Source organism: Acinetobacter sp. PC34, assembly GCF_051789135.1.
GTDB lineage: Bacteria > Pseudomonadota > Gammaproteobacteria > Pseudomonadales > Moraxellaceae > Acinetobacter > Acinetobacter johnsonii.
This window is the reverse complement of sequence record NZ_CP196664.1, coordinates 1,053,870-1,077,142: the sequence shown is the minus strand read 5'-3', so window position 1 is coordinate 1,077,142 and position 23,273 is coordinate 1,053,870. Positions and strand designations below refer to the sequence as shown.

Genomic DNA, 23,273 nt, shown 5'->3' with positions numbered 1-23,273 from the left:
TTAAACGTTCGCCTCTAAACCTAGTACGTTGGCCAAAGCCGTTAGAAATTTCGTATTTTCAGCTTCAGTTCCAATCGATACTCGTAAATGATTGGCGATGCCCACAGGACGAACAATCACCCCTTCTTTTAATAAAGCATTAAAAGTTTGTGCAGGATCGGCTTGTATATCGACCAAAATAAAGTTGGCACGAGAAGGCTCATAGTTTAGGCCTAGCGCTTTAAAACCTGTTTCAAGTTGCACCATGCCCGCTTTATTGACCACACGTGATTTCTCAATGAAATCTTCATCTTTTAGTGCAGCAACTGCTGCCACCATGGCTAAATGGTTGACGTTAAACGGCTGACGAATACGATTTAAGAAATCTGTCACTTCTGCCGATGCTAAAGCAAAGCCAACACGTAATGCCGCTAAACCAAAGCACTTTGACATGGTACGGCTAACAATCAGGTTCGGATACTGTGCTAAAAACTTTAAGCTATTAAAGTTTTCTGGGAAATATTCCACATAAGCCTCATCCAAAACCACGATCACATGACTCGGTACTTTTTGCATGAAGCGCTCAAATTCAGCCTCTTCAAACCAAGTTCCTGTCGGATTATTGGGATTCGCAATAAACACCAATTTGGTATTGTCTTTAATTGCCGCCGCCATCGCGTCAAGGTCATGCGAAAAACCTTGAGCAGGTACCTCAATCGCTTCAGCGTTGATGGCTTGCGTGACCAGAGCATAAACTGCAAATGCGTGTTGGCTATACACCACCGAGTCTTTATCTGAAACAAATGCACGGGCAAAAATTTTAAGTAGATCGTTTGAACCATTGCCTAAAGTAATACAATCATGTGCTACACCAAACTGCGCATGAATTTGATCCTTCAAAATAAAACCACCACCGTCTGGATATCGTCCAATTTCCGCCAATTCAGCAGCAACTGCTTCTTTTACTTTGTCCGAACAACCCAAAGGGTTTTCATTTGAAGCAAGCTTAACAATATCGGTCATTCCCAATTCACGCTCTAATTCGCTGATTGGCTTACCTGGTTGATATGGTTTTAACTTCGCAATACCTTCATTGGCTGGAGCAAACGACATGTGACCTTTCCATTCTTACAAGTGGTGTACATGGTTGAGTTTGGAACAAACCCAACCACCTTAGAGATTACAGTACTGCAATCGGGTATGAACCCAATACTCGAACTTCTTTCACAAGTGGACGAATCTCTTCAATCGCCGCTTTAACATTGTCTTGTTCCACATGACCTTCTAAGTCGATGAAGAAGACATAAGCCCATTTTTCAGGCAATGCAGGACGCGTTTCGATACTGGTCAAACTAATGTTGTGCTTTGCAAATGGTGCAAGGATTTCCAATAATGCACCTGCACGATCATGTGCAGAAATCAGCAATGACGTTTTATCATTACCGCTTTGCGGGATTCTTTCACGACCAATCACCAAGAAACGTGTAGTGTTCTCAGGATTATCTTCAATATTGCTGTGTAAAATTTCTAAGTCATAAATACTTGCTGCAACATCAGATGCAATAGCAGCCGAATGCCATTCAGTACTAATACGACGTGCCGCTTCAGCATTCGAGCTTAAAGCAACACGTTCCACACCTGGATAGTGTGCGTCCAACCATGCACGGCACTGCGCCAAAGTTTGCTGATGTGCATAAATTTGTTTAATACTGTCTTTACGCGTGTTTTCAGACACAAGAAACTGGTGATGAATACGCAATTCAACTTCACCAATCACATTTAAGTGTGAGGCTTTAAAACAATCTAAAGTATGGTTGACCACACCTTCTGACGAGTTTTCTACCGGCACCAAACCATAGTGGGCACTGCCTGCTTCCACTTCACGGAACACTTCATCAATGGTCGGTAAAGGACGAACTACAGCATCATGTCCAAAATGCTTCAACACCGCAGAGTGCGTATAAGTACCAACAGGACCTAAAAATGCAATACTTTGCGGTGCTTCTAGAGCCAAACATGCAGACATGATTTCACGGAACAAACGTGCCATGGTCACATCAGATAAAGGGCCTTCATTACGCTCCATAACATTCCGTAAAACTTGCGCTTCACGTTCTGGACGGTAAAACATTGGATTCTCTTCAGAAGCAAATTTTGCTTTTGCAACAGCTTCCGCCAGTTTCGCTCGACGGTTAATAAGTTGTTGAATCTGTTGATCAACAGAGTCGATATCCTGACGGATTTGGTTGAGGTCAAGAGAAGTCGTTGTGTTTTGATCGTCTTGGATCATTGTTATGTCGCCCTTCATATACATTGTGCAAACAGTATAACAATAGTTAGCTTTGAAATCTTGCGCAATAAGACTTTGCATGTTTCAGTGCTAAAAACATACAGTTGATTTAATCATCAAGTTTATCAATAAACTGCCCCAATAATAGACATCAATAAAACCACTGAGCCCTGCCTATTTTCTTCTTGCTGTTATGCATAGAACAACACTCAAGCAAAACACTAAGACGATGGTATTTGGGTCTTAACTCAACGCTTTTAAAGCTGTATCTAGATTTTGAAAATTTTTGCTACACCTTCACAAAAATCACCATTCATCCGTATTTCAGTGCGTTAGAATATCTTTTAAAATATGCTTTACTTAAGTTGACGTATTCATAACAAAGAGAGTATGCAGCAGCAGCGATTGCTCTATAGTCTCAATAAAACAAAACAATAATGAACTGTAGGTACTGTCATGCACAAAAAAATTGCAGTCTTGGTCACCTATGACTTTGAGGATGCCGAATATGCTGAACCCGTAGAAGCATTTCGAGCAGCTCGGCATAGTATTATTAACCTTGAAAGTCAGGCTGGCAAAATCATTTATGGCAAAAAGCGTAGAGCCTTTGTCACCATCGACCAAAGTATCGATGACGCCTCCGTACATGACTTCGATGCCTTACTCATTCCAGGCGGTTTTTCGCCAGACAACCTGTGCCAAGATGAACGCTATATCTTATTTGTCAGGCACTTTGCAAACACGCAAAAACCTATTTTATGCAGTGCTGATGCACCCAAAATTTTAATGCATGCTGGAGTTGTGAAAGGTAGACGCATGACGTGTATCCATCACCTTCATCAAGACTTAAAAGATGCAGGTGCCGTGCTGTATGACACAGGTGTTATGAATGACAATAATTTATACATTTCATCGCAAACCCAATATGACCTACCCGCCTTTATACAAGAAAGTTTATTGGTACTGAACCGATAAAAAAGAGCCTACTTGAGGCTCTTTTTAGACACATGTTTATATCAACACCTAAGGCTTAGCGGCCAAGTAAGCTACGTGCGACAATTTCTTTCATAATTTCATTGGTCCCGCCGTAGATGCGTTGAATACGTGCATCGACAAAGAAACGTGAAATTGGATATTCACTCATATAGCCATAGCCCCCAAAGAGCTGCAATAAATTATCTGCCACCTTCATTTGCATATCTGTTGAAAAACTTTTTAGCGCAGCTGCGGTTTCGACATCCAGCTTACCTTGCATATAAAGCTCAACGTTTTGATTATAAAAAGCAGCTGTAGCTTGTTCATCAATCTTAGCTTGAGCCAAAACAAAGCGTGTATTTTGAAACTGCGAAATATGTTGACCAAAGGCTTGACGCTCTTTGACGTATTGGATAGTGACATCTATCGAACCGCGAATTGCACCTATAGCCGTTGCTGCAATTGCTGTACGCTCTCGTGGTAGCTCTTGCATCAAATAAGCAAAACCTTGACCTGCTTGTCCCAATAATTGATCTTTCGGGACTTTCACATTGTCATAAAACAACTCAGAAGTATCTTGTGAATGCAGCCCAATTTTGTCGAGGTTGGTGCCTTTTTTAAACCCATCCAAATGGGTATCGACCAACATCAGCGAAACACCCTTTGCGCGGGCTTGCGGATCAGTTTTTACCGCCAACACCACAAGGTCGGCATGCTGCCCATTGGAAATAAAAGTTTTAGAGCCATTTAAAATATAATGCTCCCCTTGCAAAATGGCATTACTTCGCATGGCTTGCAAATCTGAACCCGCACCCGGTTCCGTCATTCCAATCGCACCGACCACTTCACCTGACACCATTTTAGGTAACCAGTACTGCTTCTGCGCTTCCGTTCCAATGTGCAAAATATAAGGCGCAGCAATTTCAGAGTGACAAGAAATACCTGTCGATAAAGCACTAAAACCCGCACGTGCCGACTCTTCCACCAACATCAGTGAATAATGCGTTGGAACACCATAACCGCCATATTCCTCAGGTACATCGACACATAAGAAACCATTTTCACCCAAGGCATTCCAGACTGAGCGCGGCATTAAGCCTTCTAGTTCCCACTGTTCATAGTGTGGAGCAATGTGTTCATTCATAAAACGGCGAAAGTTATCGCGAAATAGTTCTAGGTCTGCATCGTAATTCAACATGCTTCTTCCTTGTAGTGACGTTATTTTATTATTCAGCTCACATGCTAGCCATTTTTAAGGCAACTGTCATGAACGCATCAGGCCATTTTATATTCCAATAAAAAAGGAAGCCCTTGGGCCATTGCTGTCCCACAATTTTTCACAAGAGGAAGCTCAAATGAGCTTCCTCTTGTTTTATGGGTATTTTATCGGGTGAAAATAAAGCTTTTAAAGTTCTTCTTTCAAACAAATTCACTTGAATTATTCTGAGTAAACGTTGAACTGTCCAACCTGTTTTTCCTAAATGTTGAGCGAAACTCACCAATAAATAGGCGATCATCGCAATCCAGATTTGTGTCTGAATTGCGTTCCTGCTGCGGCCTAGAAACGCTTTTAATTTGAGATTCTGCTTAATCGCCTTAAAGAACAGCTCAACTTTCCAACGATCTTTATAAATCGCCGCAATGGTGGAGGCGGCTAAATGAAAGTTATTGCTGAGAAAGCTAAAGTGCTTGCCACTTTGCTGATCTCTATATTCAATTCTTCTTAACACTGGGGCTTTTCTTTTTAGGGCATGTGCGCTATTCAGCTGAATGGTTTCATCTTTTAGAATACCTTTGGATTCAAGCACTGGATGTTGCTGGATCACCTGATACACAGATTTAGGCCTAAAACGTGTGACAAATCCAATGTTTTGAGCAGTCAGATTTGCATACCATTGGTAATCGACATAGCCTTTATCAAAAACTACAATGCTGCCAGTAGGAAACTGGAATTTGCGGCCTTGTACCATGTCATTTCTTTGCCATTTTCAACTGCAACAAACTCAGGAATATCATTGCTGTGATTCAATCCTATACTGAGTTTCATGCTGGCTTTTGAGTCGTGAACTTTGGCCCATTCACATAGGGAAAGCGACAGGTCAATATGACTGGCATCCAAGGAATACAAGGGATTCTTAAAGCGAAATTTATGAGCTACTTTTGAGTGTTCATAGTATTTAAGCAACTTGTAAAATAGCTGTTGATACAAGGCAGCAGGCTGCTGCTCATTGATTCGTGCCAGCGTGCTTCGGGGAATAGACTTTGCTCCGAGATGACTTAGCTTTTCCTGTTGGCACTCCAAATTGGATTGAATATCTCTCAGACTTTGCCTACAAGAGAATTGAGACATCAATATGGCAATAAACTGATTCCACCGGGAAGCCGCTCTAAATTTCTGTCCAACATGGTGTACTTTAGCAAGTTGTTCAAAATCCTGTCGCACAACAGGTTTAATTAGCTCATGAAATACGGTATTCTGATGTGACAAAACCTGAATCCTGGTCGTTAAAGTGTTTGTTTGCACTCATATTTTAACTGTTAGGACTCAGGTTTTTTTATTTAAAGCAAACTATGGGACAGCAGTGGCCCTTGGGCTTCCTTTTTAAGATGAACTGAAATTATGCGTGAGCATTTTCTTCAACAGCCATCAAGCGGTCTACTTCTTCTGGATTTGCAAGTGCGAAGTTTAATTTTTCTTGGTCTAACTGACCGACCCATTTCGCAACAACAATCGTTGCCAATGAGTTACCCACCAAGTTGGTTAAGGCACGTGCTTCAGACATGAAACGATCAATACCTAAAATGAGCGCAAGACCCGCCACTGGAATATGGCCAACGGCTGACAAAGTCGCTGCCATCACAATAAAGCCCGAACCTGTTACACCTGCAGCACCTTTCGATGAAATCAATAACACACCCAATAAAGTCACTTGGTGCATAAGATCCAGCTGAGTATTGGTCGCTTGTGCAATGAAAATTGCAGCCATTGTCAGGTAGATTGAGGTACCGTCTAAGTTAAATGAATAACCTGTTGGAATAACCAAACCAACCACTGACTTTTCACAACCTGCAATTTCAAGCTTTTTCAGCATACGCGGTAAAACCGACTCTGAAGATGAGGTACCCAGTACGATCAACAACTCTTCGCGAATCATACGAATCATTTTCAAAATACTGAAGCCACAAAGACGTGAAATTGTGCCTAAAACCAAGAAAATGAAAAGTAAACAGGTAATGTAGAAACAGATGATCAACTGAGCAAGTTGCGCCAAGCTACCAATACCATATTTACCAATGGTATATGCCATTGCACCAAAAGCACCAATTGGAGCAAGTTTCATGATCATGTTTACAATGTTAAAGAACACATGAGAAATTTGATCGATGAACTTCAGTACAGGTTTACCTGCATCACCCAACTTATGTAATGCAAAACCAAACATCAAGGCAAAAAGTAGCACTTGCAGGATTTCACCTTCAGCAAATGCACCAACTACGGTGTTTGGAATAATATGCATAAAGAAATCGACAGTCGATTGCTGCTGACCAGATTCAACAAACTTTGAGATACCAGAAGTATCTAATGTTGAAGGGTCAACGTTCATGCCCACACCTGGCTTCCAGATGTTAATGACCAGTAAACCGATCAATAGTGCAATCGTCGATACAATTTCAAAGTAAAGTAGCGCAACACCGCCTGTTTTACCCACAGACTTCATACTTTCCATACCCGCGATACCACTCACGACGGTACAGAAAATTACTGGCGCAATAATCATCTTGATCAGCTTAATAAAGCCTTGACCTAGAGGATAAAAAAGCTCGCCCCAGCCAGGTACATATTTTTCAACGCCATTGATAACTTGCGTACCACTAGGGAAAAAATGTCCTACTAAGATACCCGCAATAATCGCGACAATAACTTGAAAATATAGTGACTTATAGATTGGTTTCTTAGTCATAACGAATACTTCTGTAAATCAAAAGACTGAAAAAAATCGGTATACCTATACTTCCTCATAGGTAGTTGGCTTTCTGATAAACACAAAAAAGCCCACAGTTTGGACCGCATCCAAACACCGGGTAAAAAATCATGGTGTACAAACAACAGCACTGTGACAAAAATCACAGTTCATTCACATTTACTGCAATGGGAGAGACTAAAAACTAGCGAGTCACAATTATTGGGTAAATTTTACCTAACATTCTTTAATCAAAGTAAACTGATTTCAATCATAATGTATAAAATCTAAACAATATGACTTATACTTTAGTCTAATAGTGGAAAATTTATTTAAAATTAAAAGTGCTGTTTTTTTTGATTGTTCCACTAAAATAGCACAACACAGCCTTCACTTACTTTGGTTTTTCCATGAACAACAAAAGAAATATTTATAAAGATGCTGAGCACCCTTTTGCCCAGTTTGTTCGCATTATTGGCAAAGGGAAAAATGGGGCACGCTCACTCAGTTATGAAGAAGCTTACCAAGCCTTTGATATGATCTTGAAAAATCAAGTGTTAGATGTACAGCTCGGTGCATTTCTGATGCTACTACGAGTTAAGGAAGAGTCTGTAGATGAACTGGCAGGCTTTGTTCAAGCCACACGAGATCAACTGCCGTTCACGCCTTTAGAGGTCGATTTAGACTGGTCTTCTTATGCAGGCAAGCGTAAACACTATCCATGGTTTCTCTTAGCGGCACTGACTTTAGCTAAAGCAGGTTATAAGGTCGTGATGCACGGAGCATCAGGTCATACCATTAACCGTATTTATACTGAACAGGTATTAGAATATCTCGATTTTAATATTTGCCAAACTCAAGCAGATGTGGAACAGGAATTAGCGAAGTGTAATTTTGCGTATTTACCGCTGCACGCCATCTCCCCGATTTTAAGTGACTTAATTTCACTACGAAATGTTATGGGTCTTCGTTCACCCATTCATACACTTGCGCGCTTGATCAATCCATTTAATGCTAAAGCGACCTTGCAAGCTATTTTCCACCCTGCCTATCGTGGTTCGCATCAGCAAGCAGCATTTAAACTGGGCTATCAAAATAGTGCGGTCATTAAAGGTGAAGGCGGCGAATTTGAACGTAACCCAGATGCCAAAACACTGATCTGCGGCATTAAAAATGGTGAACTCTACGAACATGAGCTACCTAAACTCACCGACAACCGAAGCCCAATTGAAGAAGAGTTAGATTTGGCTGAGTTTAAAGCAGTTTGGCTGGGTGAAAAACAGCATGAATATGGTGAAATGGCAGTGACTGAAACCATTGGCATTGCGCTCTATACCATGGGAGTGTGCGATACGTATGGCGATGCCATGCAACAAGCCAAGCAGCTTTGGCACACCCGTTTCTAAGCTGAGAGGACAAACAAAAGCGTGAACGTTATTCGTCACGCTTTTCGACCCAGTAAAAGTCGGCCCAGTAAGGATAATGCTTTCCTAAAGAATGAATATTTCTGAGATTCAACTGATCACCAATATGAATGTCGATTTTTTGAGATTCATGATGGCCAGATAAATAAACATCTTTTTGTTGTCCAATGAGGCTTGAACAATAGAGTTGATGTCTTTTTATCTTTTTCGATGCTTCGCCTGCATAGGCGTTATGGATCTTTATTCCAATCAATAACATCGGATAACCATCATTTTTCATTGATGTGTATTGTGTGACGGGATTTTGAAAATTTTGACTCGGTAAAACAAAAACATCTAATAAACATTCAATTTTGCTTGCATCACTTATTGGCTCTGCAAATACATTGCTCGAAATTACAGTAATGAAGAACAAACTGAGTCGAGTGAGCTTTATTATTTTTATAAGCATAATGATTGAAACAGTTTTGAAGGTTATTCTTTTAAATTGAGTTGTTGAATCACCAAGCATCTGTTGCTGAGCGATTCAACGTATTTTAATCAATTAAATAAAACGAATAGGTTTAAATTCTGGTTCAGGCTCATGAGAATCACACTCCTCTCCTTCTTCTTTATGCCCTTTATCGATATAACCCGTACGTTCTTTTTCAGGAGTATTCTGATGCTCCCAAGCAATAACGGCTTGCATACAAGTTTGACGTTGTTCAGCAGTCAACGCAACGCCATTTGGCCATTTACCAATTTCTACAGCTGTTTTTAAACGCTCAACAATATCGGCATCTAAAATAGAAAGCATCTGTTCAATATTCATGATTTAATCCTGTTGAAAAGAGTCAAAATCTTGGTTCCACCCAAGTTTAGTTCGGCATGACATATAAAAATCATAACCCGGTGGATGTAATAAATTCAGTTTAAAGGGGTGCTTACGAATATGTAAGCTATCACCCACATTGAGTGAAACACTGTGTTGACCATCGGCACTGACCATCGGCAAGACACGGTTTTCACGAATCAGAAGCTTAATTTCACTGTGTCCACCCACCACAATCGGGCGTGAAGACAAGGTATGTGGATGCATCGGTACCAAAGCAATCGCATCCATCCCCGGATGCACGATTGGGCCACCACCTGACAACGAATAGGCTGTTGAACCCGTAGGCGTCGATACAATCAAACCATCACTGTGTTGACGGTAGACATATTGACCATCGATATTCAGTTCGAAGTCAATCATATGCACCGACTTACCCGAGTGTAGTACCACATCGTTTAGGGCAATCGCATCATAAATCGTCTCGCCCTTTGAGCGAATTTCCATTTCCAATAAGAAACGACGATCTAACTGAAACTCACCTTTTAAAACTTGATCGAGCTTAAAAATCACTTCAGTCGGCTTGATGTCGGTTAAAAAACCCAAACGCCCTCGGTTTACACCCATTACAGGAGTATTAAATTTAACCAAGGCACGTGCAGCATGCAGAAGTGAGCCATCCCCGCCCACCACAATCACCAAATCGACCACTTCACCCAGAAGTGCACGACTCACCGTTTGTGTATTTTTATAAGGAACCAGTTCAGCGGTTTGCGCATCAAAAACGGGATGTAACCCTAAGCTGAGTAGATGATCATGAATAAGACATAAGGTTTCGACGACTGAAGACTTATCTGGACGTCCAATTAAGCCTATGTTTCGAAATGTTTTATGTGAAATTTGCACCTGCAACATCGCTCCGCTACGATTCCCGCCTATCATAACATTATTTATTTAAATTGATTCAAAAACTAAAGTGACTGCTCCTACTCGCGGAATTGTCTATATTTCAGTTTGTTCACAGTTTAATTATTGCAAATTAGCGAAAAGCTTCGCATGATTAGCACAATTTCTCAGGATCTTATTCGTATTTATGAAGTCAGAACGTGGCATAGGTTTAATTGCACTGATCTTCTGCATCTTAGTCATTGCAGCATTCTTGGTGTTTAGTATTTATTTAATAAGACTCGACTCCGTTGTACGTGACAAGTTTGAAGGCAAGCGCTGGGACATTCCTGCGAAGGTATTCGCACGCCCACTCGAAGTGTATACCAATGCCCCTGTCAATCAGGCTGACTTCACTCAAGAGTTAAAACTTTTGGGCTATAAGTCCTCGGAAAACTATACCAAATCAGGGAACTTTGTCAGTTCTGGCAATGAGCTATATGTACATACCCGTGGCTTTGACTTCGGTGATAGTGTCGAGCCTGAACAAGTGCTTAAAGTCACCTTTGCCAATGAGCAAGTGGCTGAAGTCAGTGCAACTAAACCCTCATCTACAGGGATTGCACGTTTAGAGCCGATGCTGATTGGCGGGATTTATCCGCAGCATAATGAAGACCGTGTCCTGATTAAACTCGACAAAGTCCCTAAGCCTTTAATTGAGGCTTTAATTGCAACAGAAGATCGTAATTTCTATAGTCACCACGGCGTTTCAATTCGTGGTACGGCACGTGCGATTGTGAGTAATGTAACGGGTGGAAAACGTCAAGGTGGTTCAACACTGACCCAACAGTTGGTGAAAAACTTCTACCTCACCCCTGAAAAAACCATTAAGCGTAAAGTCAATGAAGCATTTATGGCATTATTGGTTGAGTTTCACTATGACAAAGATGAAATTTTAGAAGCCTATCTCAATGAAGTGAACCTCGGGCAAAACGGCAACTATTCTATTAATGGTTATGGTTTGGCTTCACAGTTTTACTTCGGCATGCCTTTGCGTGAGCTAAATATTGCGCAACAAGCTTATTTGGTGGGTTTGGTACAAGGTCCAACCTTATATAACCCTTGGCGTAACCCAGAAGCTGCGAAAAAGCGCCGTAATATTGTTTTAAACAATATGTTGGTCATGGGCTATCTGACCCAAGAACAATATGAAACTGAAACAGCTCGCCCTTTAAATGTGATTGCCAAACCGACTCTCGGCCCTTCACGTTTCCCAGATTTCTTAGACATTGTACGCCGTCAGTTACGTACCGAATACCAAGAAGGTGATTTGACCAACCAAGGTCTACGCATCTTTACAACGCTCGATCCAATTGCACAAACCAAAATTCAAGATGCGTTTAAATCGACTGTTGGTCGCTTAAGCCGTGGTTCAAGTCGTCTAAAAGAGCTGCAAGGTGCGGTGTTGGTTGCTCATCCTGAAAATGGTGAATTGGTTGCAGCTGTTGGTTCAACCCAAGACTTTACTGGTTTTAACCGTGCACTCGATGCCAAACGTCAAGTCGGTTCACTACTTAAACCGGTGATTTACCTCAGTGCGATTCAGTCGGGACGTTACAACTGGGCCAGCCCAATTGAAGACAGTAGCATTAGTATTCAAGCCAATGGTAAAGCATGGACACCCAAGAACTATAGTGGTGGCGAACACGGCGTTGTACCAATGGTACAGGCACTGTCTAATTCATATAACTTGTCAGCAGTTCGCCTTGGTCAAGAGTTTGGTTTATCGACGTTTAGTAACCACCTAAAACGTTTTGGTGTGACCAGTAACATCCCAACCTATCCATCCATTTTCTTGGGTGCGGTAGACATGTCTCCGATGGAAATGCTCAGCATTTATGGCAACTTTGCCACAGGCGGTTTTAAGTATCCGACTAAATCCATTCGTACTGTTGTCGATCAAAATGGTCGCTTGCTGACCCGTTATGGTTTAAATGTCCAACAAACCATTGACCCTGCTTCTGCCTATGTCCTGAACTATGGTCTACAACAAGTGATGACCTCAGGTACAGGTCGTTCAGCTTATAACACTCTACCGAACTCGCTTCAGCTTGCAGGCAAATCTGGAACCACCAATGACACCCGTGACTCATGGTTTGCAGGTTACTCGGGCAATTATGTTTCTGTGGTTTGGCTAGGTTTAGATGACAATAAACAAACTGGCTTAACAGGTTCTTCAGGTGCGTTGCCAGTGTGGACAAGTGTAATGAGCCAGCTGCGTCAAAAACCAGTCAACTTACGCCAACCGGATGATGTGCAATGGCATTGGATTGATCGTGGCACGGGTTATCTTGCCGCGCAAGGTTGTGAGGGTGCAATGTATATTCCCCTCTTGCGAAACACCGTACCACGCAAAGCAACCACATGTGGCTTACCGCATTATCAAGTTGAACCCACTTACAATCCTGAAACAGATGGTTACCAAGCTACACCTGAACAAGGCGACAGCATAGACAACTATATTCGTGAAAGTGAATCGAACATGCAGCGTAACTTAGAAGATGAGACGCAAGTCATTTCGAGTGGTAGCTATCAACCTGAATAAATAGGACGGATTTAAATTTTGATGTGGTTTAAACGTTTAAGTATCTTAGCAACCATCGTGACTGTGGCAGGCTGTCAAAGCCTCCCACAGCCATCTGAAAAAAAGATACCTGAAAAGCCGACACAGGCGGATAAAGAGCAGAAAACACCCTCAGGAGTTACAATTCACCCTTATGACCGCGAAGAAATTCAACGTCAGAAGATTGTGATTCCTGAGCAGAAAAGCAAACAACAGTTTGATGATGGGCGACAGCTTCCTGCTTTTAAAAGTCTGATGCAAAAAACACAAACGGCCTATCGCCAAGGCCAGTGGAGTCAAGCACAAAGCTACGCCATGCAAGCACAGCGTTTAGCACCACAGTCGAGTGAGACCTTTTTGTATTTGGCTTTAATTGCTAATCAACAAAAACAACCTGCAAATGCGGAATCGCTTGCACGTCGCGGTTTGAGTTATGCCCAAAGCAATGCCATGAAAAAGCAGCTTTGGAGCGTTATCTTAAAAGCAGGTCAAATGCAGAAGAATCAGAAAACCATTCAACAAGCCCAAACAGCAATCAAAAGTCTGTCTTAAAAGCACGCTCCGTTAGATGGAGCGCTGCCCTGCTATACCATAAGCACCATAACTGTTTGCCTTGGCTAAATCGGCTAAATGTAAGCCGCCGAGAGCAAAAATCGGGATATGAATCTCTTCTGCAATCAAGCTTAACTTCTCCCAACCCAAAGTTTCACTATTGGGGTGGCTGAGTGTTTCAAGTACAGGGCTGAGTAAAAGAGCATCACAGCCAATTTCTTGTGCATGTTCAGCACTGCTACGGTCATGACAGGCCGCTATATAACGCTGCCCAACATTTAGCTCCCCTTTACTCAATTGCATCAGTTGAGATTGTTTCAGGTGTATGGCCGCAACTGCCTGCTGTTGTAGTGGATTTAAACCTTTCCATAGTTCTATATTTACAATCACCCGTGCCAATTGCTCTACACTCAGTTCTGCAATTTTTAAAATATGTTCAGGAGTCGCAGGCACTCGCCAATACAGCACTTGTTGTTCAGGCAAACCCTTCAACAGATCGATTTGATCTGAAATTTTAATCACGGGTGCAATATAAAGTCGCTTCAAAATGGCCTGATTAGCTTTTGGAAAGTTAAGATCTTGTAATTCGGCACGCTTGAACCACGCCCATGGTGAGTGAATGTCTGCCAATAGATGATTTGATACTGTGGTATGAAATAAATGCAAATTGACAATCACATCGTCATATTCAAACTGAATACAGTCAAAAGCATGCCAATCTTGTATATCAACTCCAACTTCCTCTAAGACTTCACGGCGACAGGCTTGTTCAGGCGTTTCACCTGCTTCCACCTTCCCTCCAGGAAATTCGTGCTTATTGCCCTGATGCTGTTCCGCCTGCCGCCAACCCACCAACACTTTGCCTTGATGTAAAAGGATGGCTATAGCGACTTGAACCAAAGGTTTTGACATAATCAGATTCCATTTCAGATGTGTGGTGTATTGAGTGACTGCATGTAACGATATTGAAGTTTTTTATATTTTCAGCGAGAAAATGTTGACAGCCTCATTCGATAATGATTATCATTTAAATCGTTCAACATATACCACGGAGTCGCCAGAATGAACGCACCATTTAGCTTATTTACTCGTAACGAAACAGCCCTTTCACTACCAATGCTACACTCAAACAACTTATTTGCCCTAGGCCGTGAAATTCGCATTATGCATGCTGGAGAAGAGTATCGTCTACGACTCACTCGCAATAATCGACTCATTCTTACCAAATAAGAACTATAAAAACCCAATAACAATAATCGTGGAAACAAGCAGTATGTCAGCGCGTACTGCTTTTTAATGTCTTTAAGTTTGATCATTTATGCTGTTTTTATCACAGATCACAATCTGCATATCTAAGCCTCAACCCTATTTAACAGCAGTTCCACTTTTAAACCGCCTAAGTCGGATGAACTAAATAACAACTGCCCTGCGTGTAAATCGACAATTTTCTGACAAATCGATAAGCCCAAACCTGAACCTTGTGTTTTTGTACCTAAAGCCCGATAGAAGCGTTCACCCAAACGCTGGATAACCGCTGTATCGACCCCATTTCCACTATTTTCAATCCTCAGTCTGAGCTGCTGTTTTTCGATCGTGAGATTGACAAAAACTTGTGCCTGCTCGGGGCTATAGCGAATGGCATTGTCGAGCAAATTGCGAAGTGCGCTAAATAAGAGCTGCTCATTGGCCAAGACACAGGCTTGCTCTGCAAGCACCACGTTAATTTTAATCTGTTTTGAGTCCGCAAACGGCTGTAAAGCTTTAATCACGTCCGGCATTAGCAGACTGAAGTCAAACTTAGTCTTCGCTAAGCTTTCCTTTTGCTCAGGGTCTAGACGTGCCAGCAACAACAAATTATCCAACACCTGCACCCCACGACTGACATCTTGTTGGATCTGTTTGAACTCACTTTCAAGTTCAGGAAACTTGCGCTTGAGCACCTGAAGTCGCATTTGTATCGCAGACAGTGGAGAACGTAACTCATGTGAAGCATCCGCGGTAAAGCGCTGCTCTGCCACTAAAGCTTGGTCTAAACGCTCCAATAAAGCATTCAGCTGCGATAGCATCGGTTGTAACTCAATCAGCTCAGGTTCTGGCATAGAAATAGGTGCTAAATCATTGACCGATTTATTTGAAATTTGCTCTGAAACTTGGTGTATCACCCGAAATTTACGTCGAATGGCAAAATGCATCAACAACCACTGTACACACCAGACTAAAAACAACACACCACTGAAAACTAGGATGCTTTGCCAAAAGGCATGGAAACGTTCGGACATCGACTGGGTCACTTGAACCTGCAAACCGTGATTATCCTGTGCAGTATAAATACGCCACAGTTTATGCTCTGACCAATAAAAACCATAAGGTGCATCTGAAACCAAACTCAAATGATCCACGGTAATTTTTTCAGGCACATCTTCGGATGCAGTCAAAAGTTGCTGTGCATTATCGAGTCGATAGCGAATATCAAACTCATCACTAAGCTCTGCCAAGGCTTGACCATTGCTGACCGTTAAATCATCTGCCAGCAACATATCGGCCATTTCATCCATGATTTCATCTTGCATAGACATAGTCTGATAAACCGACACCCCCATAAACATCAGCAATGCCAAAAGCCCCGCCAGTATCGAACTGAGGAGCGAACTTTTAACGAGCTGACGCTGCAGTGAAATTGGCTGAGCCATTATGTGTCCTGATTCATTCTGTAGCCCAAACCACGAATGGTTTTAATACACTGACTACCGAGTTTTTTTCGTAATTGATAAATAAAGACCTCAATTGCATTGCTTTCGATTTCATCACCCCATGCATAAAGACTTTCTTCGAGTTGTTCCCGCGTAACGACATATTCGGGTTTGAGCATCAATTTATGCAAAATTTGAAACTCTTTGGCGGTTAAATTAACAGCTTGACCATTTTGAGTCACACTTTTGGCCTGTGGGTCGAGTTGGATATTGGCATAGCTCAATACCTGCGAGCTACTATGCTGTTGCTGTCGAAGTTGTAAACGAATTCGAGCGGATAATTCCTCTAGACTAAAAGGTTTGACCAAATAATCATTGGCGCCCAAGTCTAGCCCTTCGACTCGATCTCGAATACTGTCACGCGCTGTTAAAAAAATCACAGGAGTCGATAGGTTCTTGCCACGGACTTTCAGCAAAATGTCATCACCTGTGGCATGTGGCAAACCACGATCTAAAAGCACACAGTCATACTGATGCTGTTCAATGGCTAAAATGGCATGGTCGCCCCGTTCCACCCAGTCGACACTGTAGCCATCCATTTCAAGCCAAGTTTTAATACTCTCAGCTTGAGAGGCATCATCTTCTGCTAATAATATCCGCACTGCTTAACCTGCCTAATCACTATTGTTTAGATCATGCCGTGAAATGGCTCAAAATACAAAAAACCACAGGGCTAATATCCATTCAAAGCCCTGTGGTTTTTTTAAGAATGCCCAATCAAAATTGAATTGAACTTGGGCAAGTGTGTTTAGAATTTCACTTGATCTACGTCAATTTCAACGCGTTTTGCTGGTTTGTAGTCAATATCTACTTCACCGATAATGGTTACAGGTGTTTTAGCCGAAATTGCTTTGCCACCCCATAACTCATCATCAATGTCGACAGTAATTGAACCAGTTTGGTCACGGAATTCATACTTCTCATCCCCAATGGCTTTGACCACATAACCTTTTAACTGGACGTGGCTGTCATCTTTTAATGTTAAGGCATGCTTAACTGTAGTTGGTGTTGAAGCAGCAACAGCCGCTTGGTTCACTGCAGTGTTTGCTACAGTTACAGTGGTTGAACCAATAACACCAGCAACCAATAACGCTTTCATCATCATATTCATATCCAGCACCTCTATTTAATTGTTCATCTATTCGATGAAGTCATTAAACCAAAGCTAGATGAGCTGAATCTTAAGAAAGCTTCAAGTAACGCATTAAACGCTTAGTTGAGTGGGACAACACGTAACACTTCTTCTAGCGTGGTGACACCTTCTAAAACTTTACGTGCACCCGCAATTCTTAAAGGCTCAATGCCTTCTTTTTTGGCTTGTTGACGCAGTGCAGTCAAGTCACCATTGGCACCAATCAGTTGCTTGGCCTCTAAACTCACAGGCATAAACTCATAAATACCGACTCGTCCTTTGTAGCCCGTTTGACGACACTCGTCACAACCTACTGCGGTAAAGACTTTTTCAGGCATTTCCATAATGTAATCAAAAGTCAGATGCTCCCATTCTTGGCTGTTGATTTGCTTTTCAACTTTACAATGTGGACATAAGTGGCGTACGAGACGCTGTGCCAATACCCCTAAAATGGTTGCCGCGGTTAAGAACGGCTGTACGCCTAAATCATGCAAACGCGTCAGACTGGAAGGTGCATCATTGGTGTGCAGAGTTGACAGCACTAAATGTCCTGTAAGTGCTGCTTGAATCGCCATATTGGCCGTATCATGGTCACGAATCTCCCCCACCATAATAATGTCAGGGTCTTGACGCATCAGTGCACGAACACCATCAGCAAAACCAAGATCAATACCTGTATTCACCTGCATTTGGTTAAAACTCGGCTCTAACATTTCAATCGGGTCTTCAATGGTACAGACGTTCACCTGTTCGGTAGCCAATTGTTTCAAAGAAGAATAAAGCGTGGTGGTTTTGCCTGAACCCGTTGGTCCTGTCACTAAAATAATGCCGTGACTATGCGACGTCAGCGCTTGCCAATCACTCAGCAAATGCCCTTCAAAACCCAACTGCTGAAAGCTGCGCACTAAAACTTCAGGGTCAAAAATACGCATCACCAACTTCTCACCAAAAGCAGTCGGTAAAGTCGAAAGACGCAGTTCTGTTTCTTGTCCTTTCGGTGTCCGTGTTTTTAACCGCCCATCTTGTGGTTTACGTTTTTCCGCCACATTCATTCGACCTAAAATTTTAATCCGCGAAATCACCGCGGTTAAAGTATTGGCAGGCATGTTATAAATGGTATGCAGCACTCCATCAATACGGAAACGCACTTTGCCGTTGTCTTTACGTGGTTCTAAGTGAATATCACTGGCACCTTGCTCAAAAGCAAACTGTAAAACCCAGTCGACTAATTTAACAATGTGTTGGTCATTGGCATCAGGGTTTTGACTATCCCCCAACTGTAAAAGTGCTTCAACACCTTTATTATCTCGCTCGTAACTCCCAGACTTCTGAGAGTTACTGACAGCACGGCTCACCTGATAATACTCGACCATATAGCGCTGTAATTGTTCAGGGCTGAGTAATACACGCTGGATTTTTTTCGGCGCAACATTGTGCTCCAAATTTGCGATCCAATCTTTCATATACGGCTGATCTGTTGCAATCAACACTTGATTTGCCTGAACTTCAACAGCCAAGATTTTATTGCGGAAGGCAAATTCTTGAGACATCACCGAAGTCAAAGCTTGCACATCGGCTTTGAGTGGATCAATCACATAAAACGGTAATTGGGTCTTTTCAGCTAACCACTGACAAAGCCGATTTAATGTCAGTCTCGACTGTGGATGCGACTGATCTACCAGATTAAAATGAGCAATCCACTGTAATGGATGCCACTTCAATTGATCGCGTTGACGGTGCGAGGTTTGTACTAGATTTTTTTCTTTTTCAGTAATTCTCCCATCTTTAAACAGTTGATCTAAGCACCAAGTGGTATCAATTTCAAAATTAAAATTCATTGTTATACGTCCCCAAACATAACCCCACTATAGCAAGATTTTCTGTATTCATTCGCACAAAGCATAAGCAAATCCTACAAATATCGAGAAGTAGCCAAGCTCATCAATAGAATCACGAATTTACTCACAAATCTTGCTCTTTTAACTTGAATCCACCTTCAGCATTCGCCTATATTTTAGACAGGTCATTAAATTTTGTGAGGTAGGCTTGGACTTCAGCGCAATTTCCATCAACAACTTGGCTTTATCTGAGGTCCTCATCACCTTGGCTTCGGCATTGGGCTGTGGCCTGTTGATTGGTCTAGAACGTGAAAGAAGCAAGCAACGTGAAAACCAACAGAGCTTTGCAGGACTACGCTCCTTTGCCATTTGTGCACTCCTCGGTGCTATTTGTTTTTTATTTGGTGTCAGTATTGGCATAGTCGGTGCGTTGATCATCGGCGGCATCGTTATATTCTCAATGAAAAACCAAACAGAAGATTTGGGTTCAACCACTGAACTTGCCTTTGTCATGACTTATTTTATCGGGGCGATGTGCTTATGGAATACACCTCTAGCAGCAGGTTTAGCCGTGCTCCTGACCATTATTTTAATGACCAAACATCCGATGCACAGCATTGCGGGGAAATGGATTACTGAGGCTGAGTTTAAAGACGGTATCTTTCTCCTAGCGCTGATTTTAATTGCCCTGCCCTTAACGCCGAATACGCCTTTATGGGGTGCTGTGTTGAATCCCTATATTATTTTAAAATTAGTTACACTCATTCTTGCTGTTCAAGCGCTTGCACATATTGCCAAACGACTGCTGAACACTAAAAATGCCATGATTTTATCGGCAATCGCCTCAGGTTTTGTATCCAGTACAGCGACTGTTGCTAGCTTAGGCATGGAAGTACGTGCAGGCCGAGCACTCGCCAAACCCAATGCAGGTGCAGCGCTCATGTCCTGTATTGCAACTTTATTACAACTGCTGATTATAGTCGCAGGTGTGAGTATACTTTGGCTCAAAACCATACTGCTTCCGACCCTTGTAGCAAGTGTCCTTTTAGGGATCTGTGCTTATGCGTTGGTACGATCTGCCCATGCACAAGAACAACATCAACCCACTGATTCACGCATGTTTAGCTTAAAAGAGGCTGGCATTATTGCCCTGACTTTGACGTTCATCCAAGCGGGTGTGTATGGACTTAACCTTTGGCTGGGAGATGCAGGTTTAATCGCTGGGACTTTACTGGCTTCTTTGTTTGAGATTCATGCAGCGATGGCAACAGTGGTCATGCAAGGAGCACCAGCAGACACGGCAGCAATGTCTGCATTTATCTTAGGTTTAGCTGCACACGCTGTTGCCAAATCCATTAATGCCGCCTTAACAGGTGGTAAGCAGTACTTTATTGCTTTTGCCCCGATTCAGATTTTGCATATGCTGGTATTGATTGGGCTATTGTATTGGAGCTTCTCTCTTTAAGTCTCTCATTCTACGGCCGTGATATTCACTGTAGTTTCACCCACTGTAAAAGCGATATCAACAGCAGCAAATTTCATTTTATATACCCGTGCTTCATCATCCTGATACGCCGGTCTGGGATCTAAAGATAAAACGGCTTCAAGCTCTTGTACGGTCTGTAGTGAAAGTTTTTCCCTCATCAAAAGCTGCTGCTTCTGCTCACTTGCCCGATCCGACCATATCACCGATTTACGTTTAGGTTCATCTTGCGCATAGCCACTTTCCGCATCTATAACTGCATCTGAGTAGTGTATATAAGGTTTAATATCGACAATCGGGGTGCCATCTAGCAAATCACTTCCTGTGACATACACTCGAACCGACCTCCCTTCTTTTTTGACACACTTGAGCCTTACCACCGATAGACCAATTCGTGAAGGACGATACATGCTGCGCGTAGCAAACACCCCTATTTTTTTATTCCCTCCTAAGCGTGGCGGACGAACTTGTGGCCGAAACTGGGTTTTCTCTGGATTTTTATTGTCATGAAACTGCCACACCAACCATAAATGACTAAATGCCTCAATCCCTTCAAAGGCTAGAACATCATTATAGGGTGCTGACATTTCAATATACGATTCCACTTGAACCAAATTAGGCTGACGAGGAATACCAAACTTTTCCTTATAAGAAGAGTGCATATAGCCAATAATCGGCAAGGTTAACTCAGTCATCATCACTTTTTCTAATAAGCTCAATTAAATATATTCAGTTTATCGAGAATGATTTTAGATTAGAATAGCAACCTGTTCTAATTTGATAATTTATTGAGACCTTTAATGGCTGCTTTCAACGTCGAAAAGATTACTCACGTCCACCATTGGAATGATACTTTATTCTCTTTTAAAACGACGCGCGACACTGCTCTACGTTTTAAAAACGGTCAATTTGTGATGATCGGCCTTGAAGTAAATGGCAAACCGTTAATGCGTGCTTATTCTATCGCTAGTGCAAACTACGAAGAAGAACTTGAGTTTTTCTCAATTAAAGTTCCTGATGGCCCGTTAACCTCTATTTTACAAAAAGTTAAAGTGGGCGACGAAATTTTGGTATCTAAAAAACCAACTGGAACTTTAGTGCTTGATGACTTAAACCCTGGTAAAAACTTATACCTGCTTTCTTCTGGTACAGGTCTTGCGCCGTTCTTGGCAACCATTCGTGACCCTGAAACCTATGAACGTTTTGAGAAAGTGATTGTGGTTCATGGTACACGCTTCATTTCTGAGTTGGCTTACCAAGACCTCATTTTAGACGAACTTCCGAACAATGAGTTCTTTGAAGAATTAGGCATTAAAGACAAATTGGTTTACTACCCAACGGTTACTCGTGAAGAGTATCCAAACCAAGGTCGTGTCACAACTGTGATTGAAACTGGCGAGATTTTTGAGAAGATCGGTTTACCACGTTTCAACCCAGAAACAGACCGTGCAATGCTTTGCGGTAGCCCTGCATTCCTCGATGACGTTGCTGCACTTCTAGACCAACATGGTTTAAAAGAATCGCCACGTATGGGTGTACTTGGTGACTACGTGATTGAACGTGCATTCGTTGAAAAATAAGATCATATAAAGATATTAAAAAACCGAAGCTTAGGCTTCGGTTTTTTATTTACTCTACGTATAGCTTTATCTAATATTAAAAAATAACAAAATCTAGAATTTAAACCAATGACCTTTCCAGAACTCAAATTTAAAGACTATTTACATCCGAAACCCAAGCCCAGCGGCCTCGATGTACAGTGTAAACTCCAGCATTTTGCCCTCATTACTTATGCCGTCGACCCAGCGCGGCTTAAAGAGATCATTCCAGCACGGTTTAAGTTAGACACGGTCCAGTACCAAGGCAAACAACACGCACTGATGTCGGTAGTACCCTTCATCGATGTCGATTTCAGCTCTGCGGTTTATCCTTTTCCAAAATTCACGATGGGACAAACCAATTATCGGGTCTACGTGATTGATCAGGAGACACAGGAACGTTGCGTTTGGTTTTTAGGAACGACCTTGGACTCTTGGACACTGATCGTTCCTCGTTATGTTTGGCAACTACCGTGGCATCCTGCACAGATTGAATTTGATTGTCAGCAAGATGCAGAGGGTCGATATACACAATATAAAATGCGTACCCAATCGGCATGGGCCACTGCAGATGTGCATTTGTCTCAGTCCGAACATGAGAGATGGCATTTTGAAGGCTTTCCCAATTTAGAAAGTTATCAGGTCTTATTGACTCATCCTTTGGCAGGATTTTACCATCGCCGCGATGGAAAACTCGGCAGCTATCGTGTGTGGCATGGTCGCTTAAATCCGAAACCTGCAACGCTGCATTACGCTCGCTTTGAACTTTTAGCAAAGCTCAATCTTGTATGCTATGAAGATCAGCTCAAGCCCTATAGTGTTCTGATTGAACCAATCAATGAATTTACCATTTATTTACCCCCAAAGTGCTTAAATCATTTGGGTAAATAACGCAACAAATAATAAATACCCTACATATTTTAAGGAATATTAAGCATAATGAATAAATTTCAGCCAAAATAATGAGAGAT

At 42.0% G+C, this 23,273-nt stretch carries 21 protein-coding genes and 1 pseudogene; 8 read left to right on the top strand and 14 right to left on the bottom strand.

Translation table 11 applies throughout. The annotated features are described in order from the left end of the window. Complete coding sequence (gene hisC / locus ACSC9N_RS05270; RefSeq protein ID WP_395475105.1) at positions 1-1,092, bottom strand: histidinol-phosphate transaminase; 1,092 nt, start codon at positions 1,090-1,092, stop codon at positions 1-3. A gap of 67 nt (positions 1,093-1,159) precedes the next feature. Continuing rightward, the gene (gene pheA, locus ACSC9N_RS05265) at positions 1,160-2,269 is read right to left on the bottom strand and encodes a prephenate dehydratase (protein ID WP_439036119.1); all 1,110 of its coding nucleotides are present in this window, start codon (positions 2,267-2,269) and stop codon (positions 1,160-1,162) included. Positions 2,270-2,725: 456 nt separating this feature from the next. Here pheA and ACSC9N_RS05260 point away from each other — a divergent pair, with 456 nt between their 5' ends. Continuing rightward, positions 2,726-3,244: a DJ-1/PfpI family protein gene (locus ACSC9N_RS05260; RefSeq protein WP_010327150.1), complete on the top strand. Its 519-nt coding sequence runs from the start codon at positions 2,726-2,728 to the stop codon at positions 3,242-3,244. Positions 3,245-3,299: 55 nt separating this feature from the next. Here the strand turns inward: ACSC9N_RS05260 and ACSC9N_RS05255 are convergent, their stop codons facing one another. From ACSC9N_RS05255 to ACSC9N_RS05245, 3 genes and pseudogenes are all read right to left on the bottom strand, one after another. Then, positions 3,300-4,442 (bottom strand): acyl-CoA dehydrogenase family protein, encoded by a 1,143-nt coding sequence (locus tag ACSC9N_RS05255; RefSeq protein WP_010327151.1) that lies wholly within the window; start codon positions 4,440-4,442, stop codon positions 3,300-3,302. A 139-nt stretch (positions 4,443-4,581) separates the two neighbouring features. Further along, positions 4,582-5,732 (bottom strand): annotated as a pseudogene (locus tag ACSC9N_RS05250) (IS4-like element ISAbe18 family transposase). Between the two features lie 130 nt (positions 5,733-5,862). Then, positions 5,863-7,206 (bottom strand): dicarboxylate/amino acid:cation symporter, encoded by a 1,344-nt coding sequence (locus ACSC9N_RS05245; protein WP_004696118.1) that lies wholly within the window; start codon positions 7,204-7,206, stop codon positions 5,863-5,865. Positions 7,207-7,616: 410 nt separating this feature from the next. Between ACSC9N_RS05245 and ACSC9N_RS05240 the strand changes: the two genes are divergently transcribed. Further along, positions 7,617-8,612: a glycosyl transferase family protein gene (locus tag ACSC9N_RS05240; RefSeq protein WP_010327152.1), complete on the top strand. Its 996-nt coding sequence runs from the start codon at positions 7,617-7,619 to the stop codon at positions 8,610-8,612. Positions 8,613-8,640: 28 nt separating this feature from the next. Here ACSC9N_RS05240 and ACSC9N_RS05235 read toward each other — a convergent pair whose 3' ends face one another. The 3 genes from ACSC9N_RS05235 to ACSC9N_RS05225 all read right to left on the bottom strand — a co-directional run bounded on the left by ACSC9N_RS05235 (position 8,641) and on the right by ACSC9N_RS05225 (position 10,383). Beyond that, on the bottom strand, positions 8,641-9,081 hold the full coding sequence (locus tag ACSC9N_RS05235; RefSeq protein ID WP_035330667.1) for a hypothetical protein: 441 nt from the start codon (positions 9,079-9,081) through the stop codon (positions 8,641-8,643). Between the two features lie 93 nt (positions 9,082-9,174). After that, a complete protein-coding gene (locus ACSC9N_RS05230; RefSeq protein ID WP_010327154.1) occupies positions 9,175-9,441 on the bottom strand; it encodes a YeaC family protein in 267 nt (88 codons plus the stop codon). Positions 9,442-9,444: 3 nt separating this feature from the next. Then, the gene (locus ACSC9N_RS05225) at positions 9,445-10,383 is read right to left on the bottom strand and encodes an NAD(+) kinase (RefSeq protein ID WP_004696112.1); all 939 of its coding nucleotides are present in this window, start codon (positions 10,381-10,383) and stop codon (positions 9,445-9,447) included. A 151-nt stretch (positions 10,384-10,534) separates the two neighbouring features. On the opposite strand from ACSC9N_RS05225, the gene mrcB reads away from it, so the two are divergent. Further along, the gene (gene mrcB / locus ACSC9N_RS05220) at positions 10,535-12,931 is read left to right on the top strand and encodes a penicillin-binding protein 1B (RefSeq protein ID WP_010327156.1); all 2,397 of its coding nucleotides are present in this window, start codon (positions 10,535-10,537) and stop codon (positions 12,929-12,931) included. Between the two features lie 21 nt (positions 12,932-12,952). Next, a complete protein-coding gene (locus ACSC9N_RS05215; RefSeq protein ID WP_010327157.1) occupies positions 12,953-13,501 on the top strand; it encodes a tetratricopeptide repeat protein in 549 nt (182 codons plus the stop codon). Between the two features lie 12 nt (positions 13,502-13,513). Here ACSC9N_RS05215 and ACSC9N_RS05210 read toward each other — a convergent pair whose 3' ends face one another. Beyond that, positions 13,514-14,413, bottom strand: a complete 900-nt coding sequence (locus ACSC9N_RS05210; RefSeq protein ID WP_010327158.1) for an NUDIX domain-containing protein — start codon at positions 14,411-14,413, stop codon at positions 13,514-13,516. Positions 14,414-14,563: 150 nt separating this feature from the next. On the opposite strand from ACSC9N_RS05210, the gene hemP reads away from it, so the two are divergent. After that, positions 14,564-14,731: a hemin uptake protein HemP gene (gene hemP / locus ACSC9N_RS05205; protein ID WP_029575074.1), complete on the top strand. Its 168-nt coding sequence runs from the start codon at positions 14,564-14,566 to the stop codon at positions 14,729-14,731. Positions 14,732-14,853: 122 nt separating this feature from the next. Here hemP and ACSC9N_RS05200 read toward each other — a convergent pair whose 3' ends face one another. The 4 genes from ACSC9N_RS05200 to ACSC9N_RS05185 all read right to left on the bottom strand — a co-directional run bounded on the left by ACSC9N_RS05200 (position 14,854) and on the right by ACSC9N_RS05185 (position 19,221). Further along, positions 14,854-16,191, bottom strand: coding sequence for a sensor histidine kinase (locus ACSC9N_RS05200; RefSeq protein WP_010327160.1), 1,338 nt, complete (start codon positions 16,189-16,191; stop codon positions 14,854-14,856). Then, the gene (locus ACSC9N_RS05195) at positions 16,191-16,853 is read right to left on the bottom strand and encodes a response regulator transcription factor (protein ID WP_010327161.1); all 663 of its coding nucleotides are present in this window, start codon (positions 16,851-16,853) and stop codon (positions 16,191-16,193) included. The genes ACSC9N_RS05200 and ACSC9N_RS05195 overlap by 1 nt, the downstream gene beginning before the upstream one ends. 146 nt (positions 16,854-16,999) lie before the next feature. Then, positions 17,000-17,362 carry a NirD/YgiW/YdeI family stress tolerance protein gene (locus ACSC9N_RS05190; RefSeq protein WP_010327162.1) on the bottom strand — a complete coding sequence of 121 codons (363 nt, stop codon included), beginning with the start codon at positions 17,360-17,362 and terminating at the stop codon, positions 17,000-17,002. A 101-nt stretch (positions 17,363-17,463) separates the two neighbouring features. Beyond that, on the bottom strand, positions 17,464-19,221 hold the full coding sequence (locus ACSC9N_RS05185; protein WP_010327163.1) for a GspE/PulE family protein: 1,758 nt from the start codon (positions 19,219-19,221) through the stop codon (positions 17,464-17,466). A 208-nt stretch (positions 19,222-19,429) separates the two neighbouring features. On the opposite strand from ACSC9N_RS05185, the gene ACSC9N_RS05180 reads away from it, so the two are divergent. Next, positions 19,430-20,686 (top strand): MgtC/SapB family protein, encoded by a 1,257-nt coding sequence (locus ACSC9N_RS05180; protein ID WP_010327164.1) that lies wholly within the window; start codon positions 19,430-19,432, stop codon positions 20,684-20,686. A 5-nt stretch (positions 20,687-20,691) separates the two neighbouring features. Here ACSC9N_RS05180 and tsaA read toward each other — a convergent pair whose 3' ends face one another. Further along, on the bottom strand, positions 20,692-21,402 hold the full coding sequence (gene tsaA, locus ACSC9N_RS05175) for a tRNA (N6-threonylcarbamoyladenosine(37)-N6)-methyltransferase TrmO (protein WP_058951695.1): 711 nt from the start codon (positions 21,400-21,402) through the stop codon (positions 20,692-20,694). A 102-nt stretch (positions 21,403-21,504) separates the two neighbouring features. Here tsaA and ACSC9N_RS05170 point away from each other — a divergent pair, with 102 nt between their 5' ends. Together ACSC9N_RS05170 and ACSC9N_RS05165 are read left to right on the top strand one after the other, a co-directional pair. Beyond that, the gene (locus ACSC9N_RS05170) at positions 21,505-22,284 is read left to right on the top strand and encodes a ferredoxin--NADP reductase (RefSeq protein WP_004696086.1); all 780 of its coding nucleotides are present in this window, start codon (positions 21,505-21,507) and stop codon (positions 22,282-22,284) included. A 108-nt stretch (positions 22,285-22,392) separates the two neighbouring features. Then, positions 22,393-23,193 carry a DUF2071 domain-containing protein gene (locus ACSC9N_RS05165; RefSeq protein ID WP_010327166.1) on the top strand — a complete coding sequence of 267 codons (801 nt, stop codon included), beginning with the start codon at positions 22,393-22,395 and terminating at the stop codon, positions 23,191-23,193. Positions 23,194-23,273 lie beyond the last annotated feature (80 nt).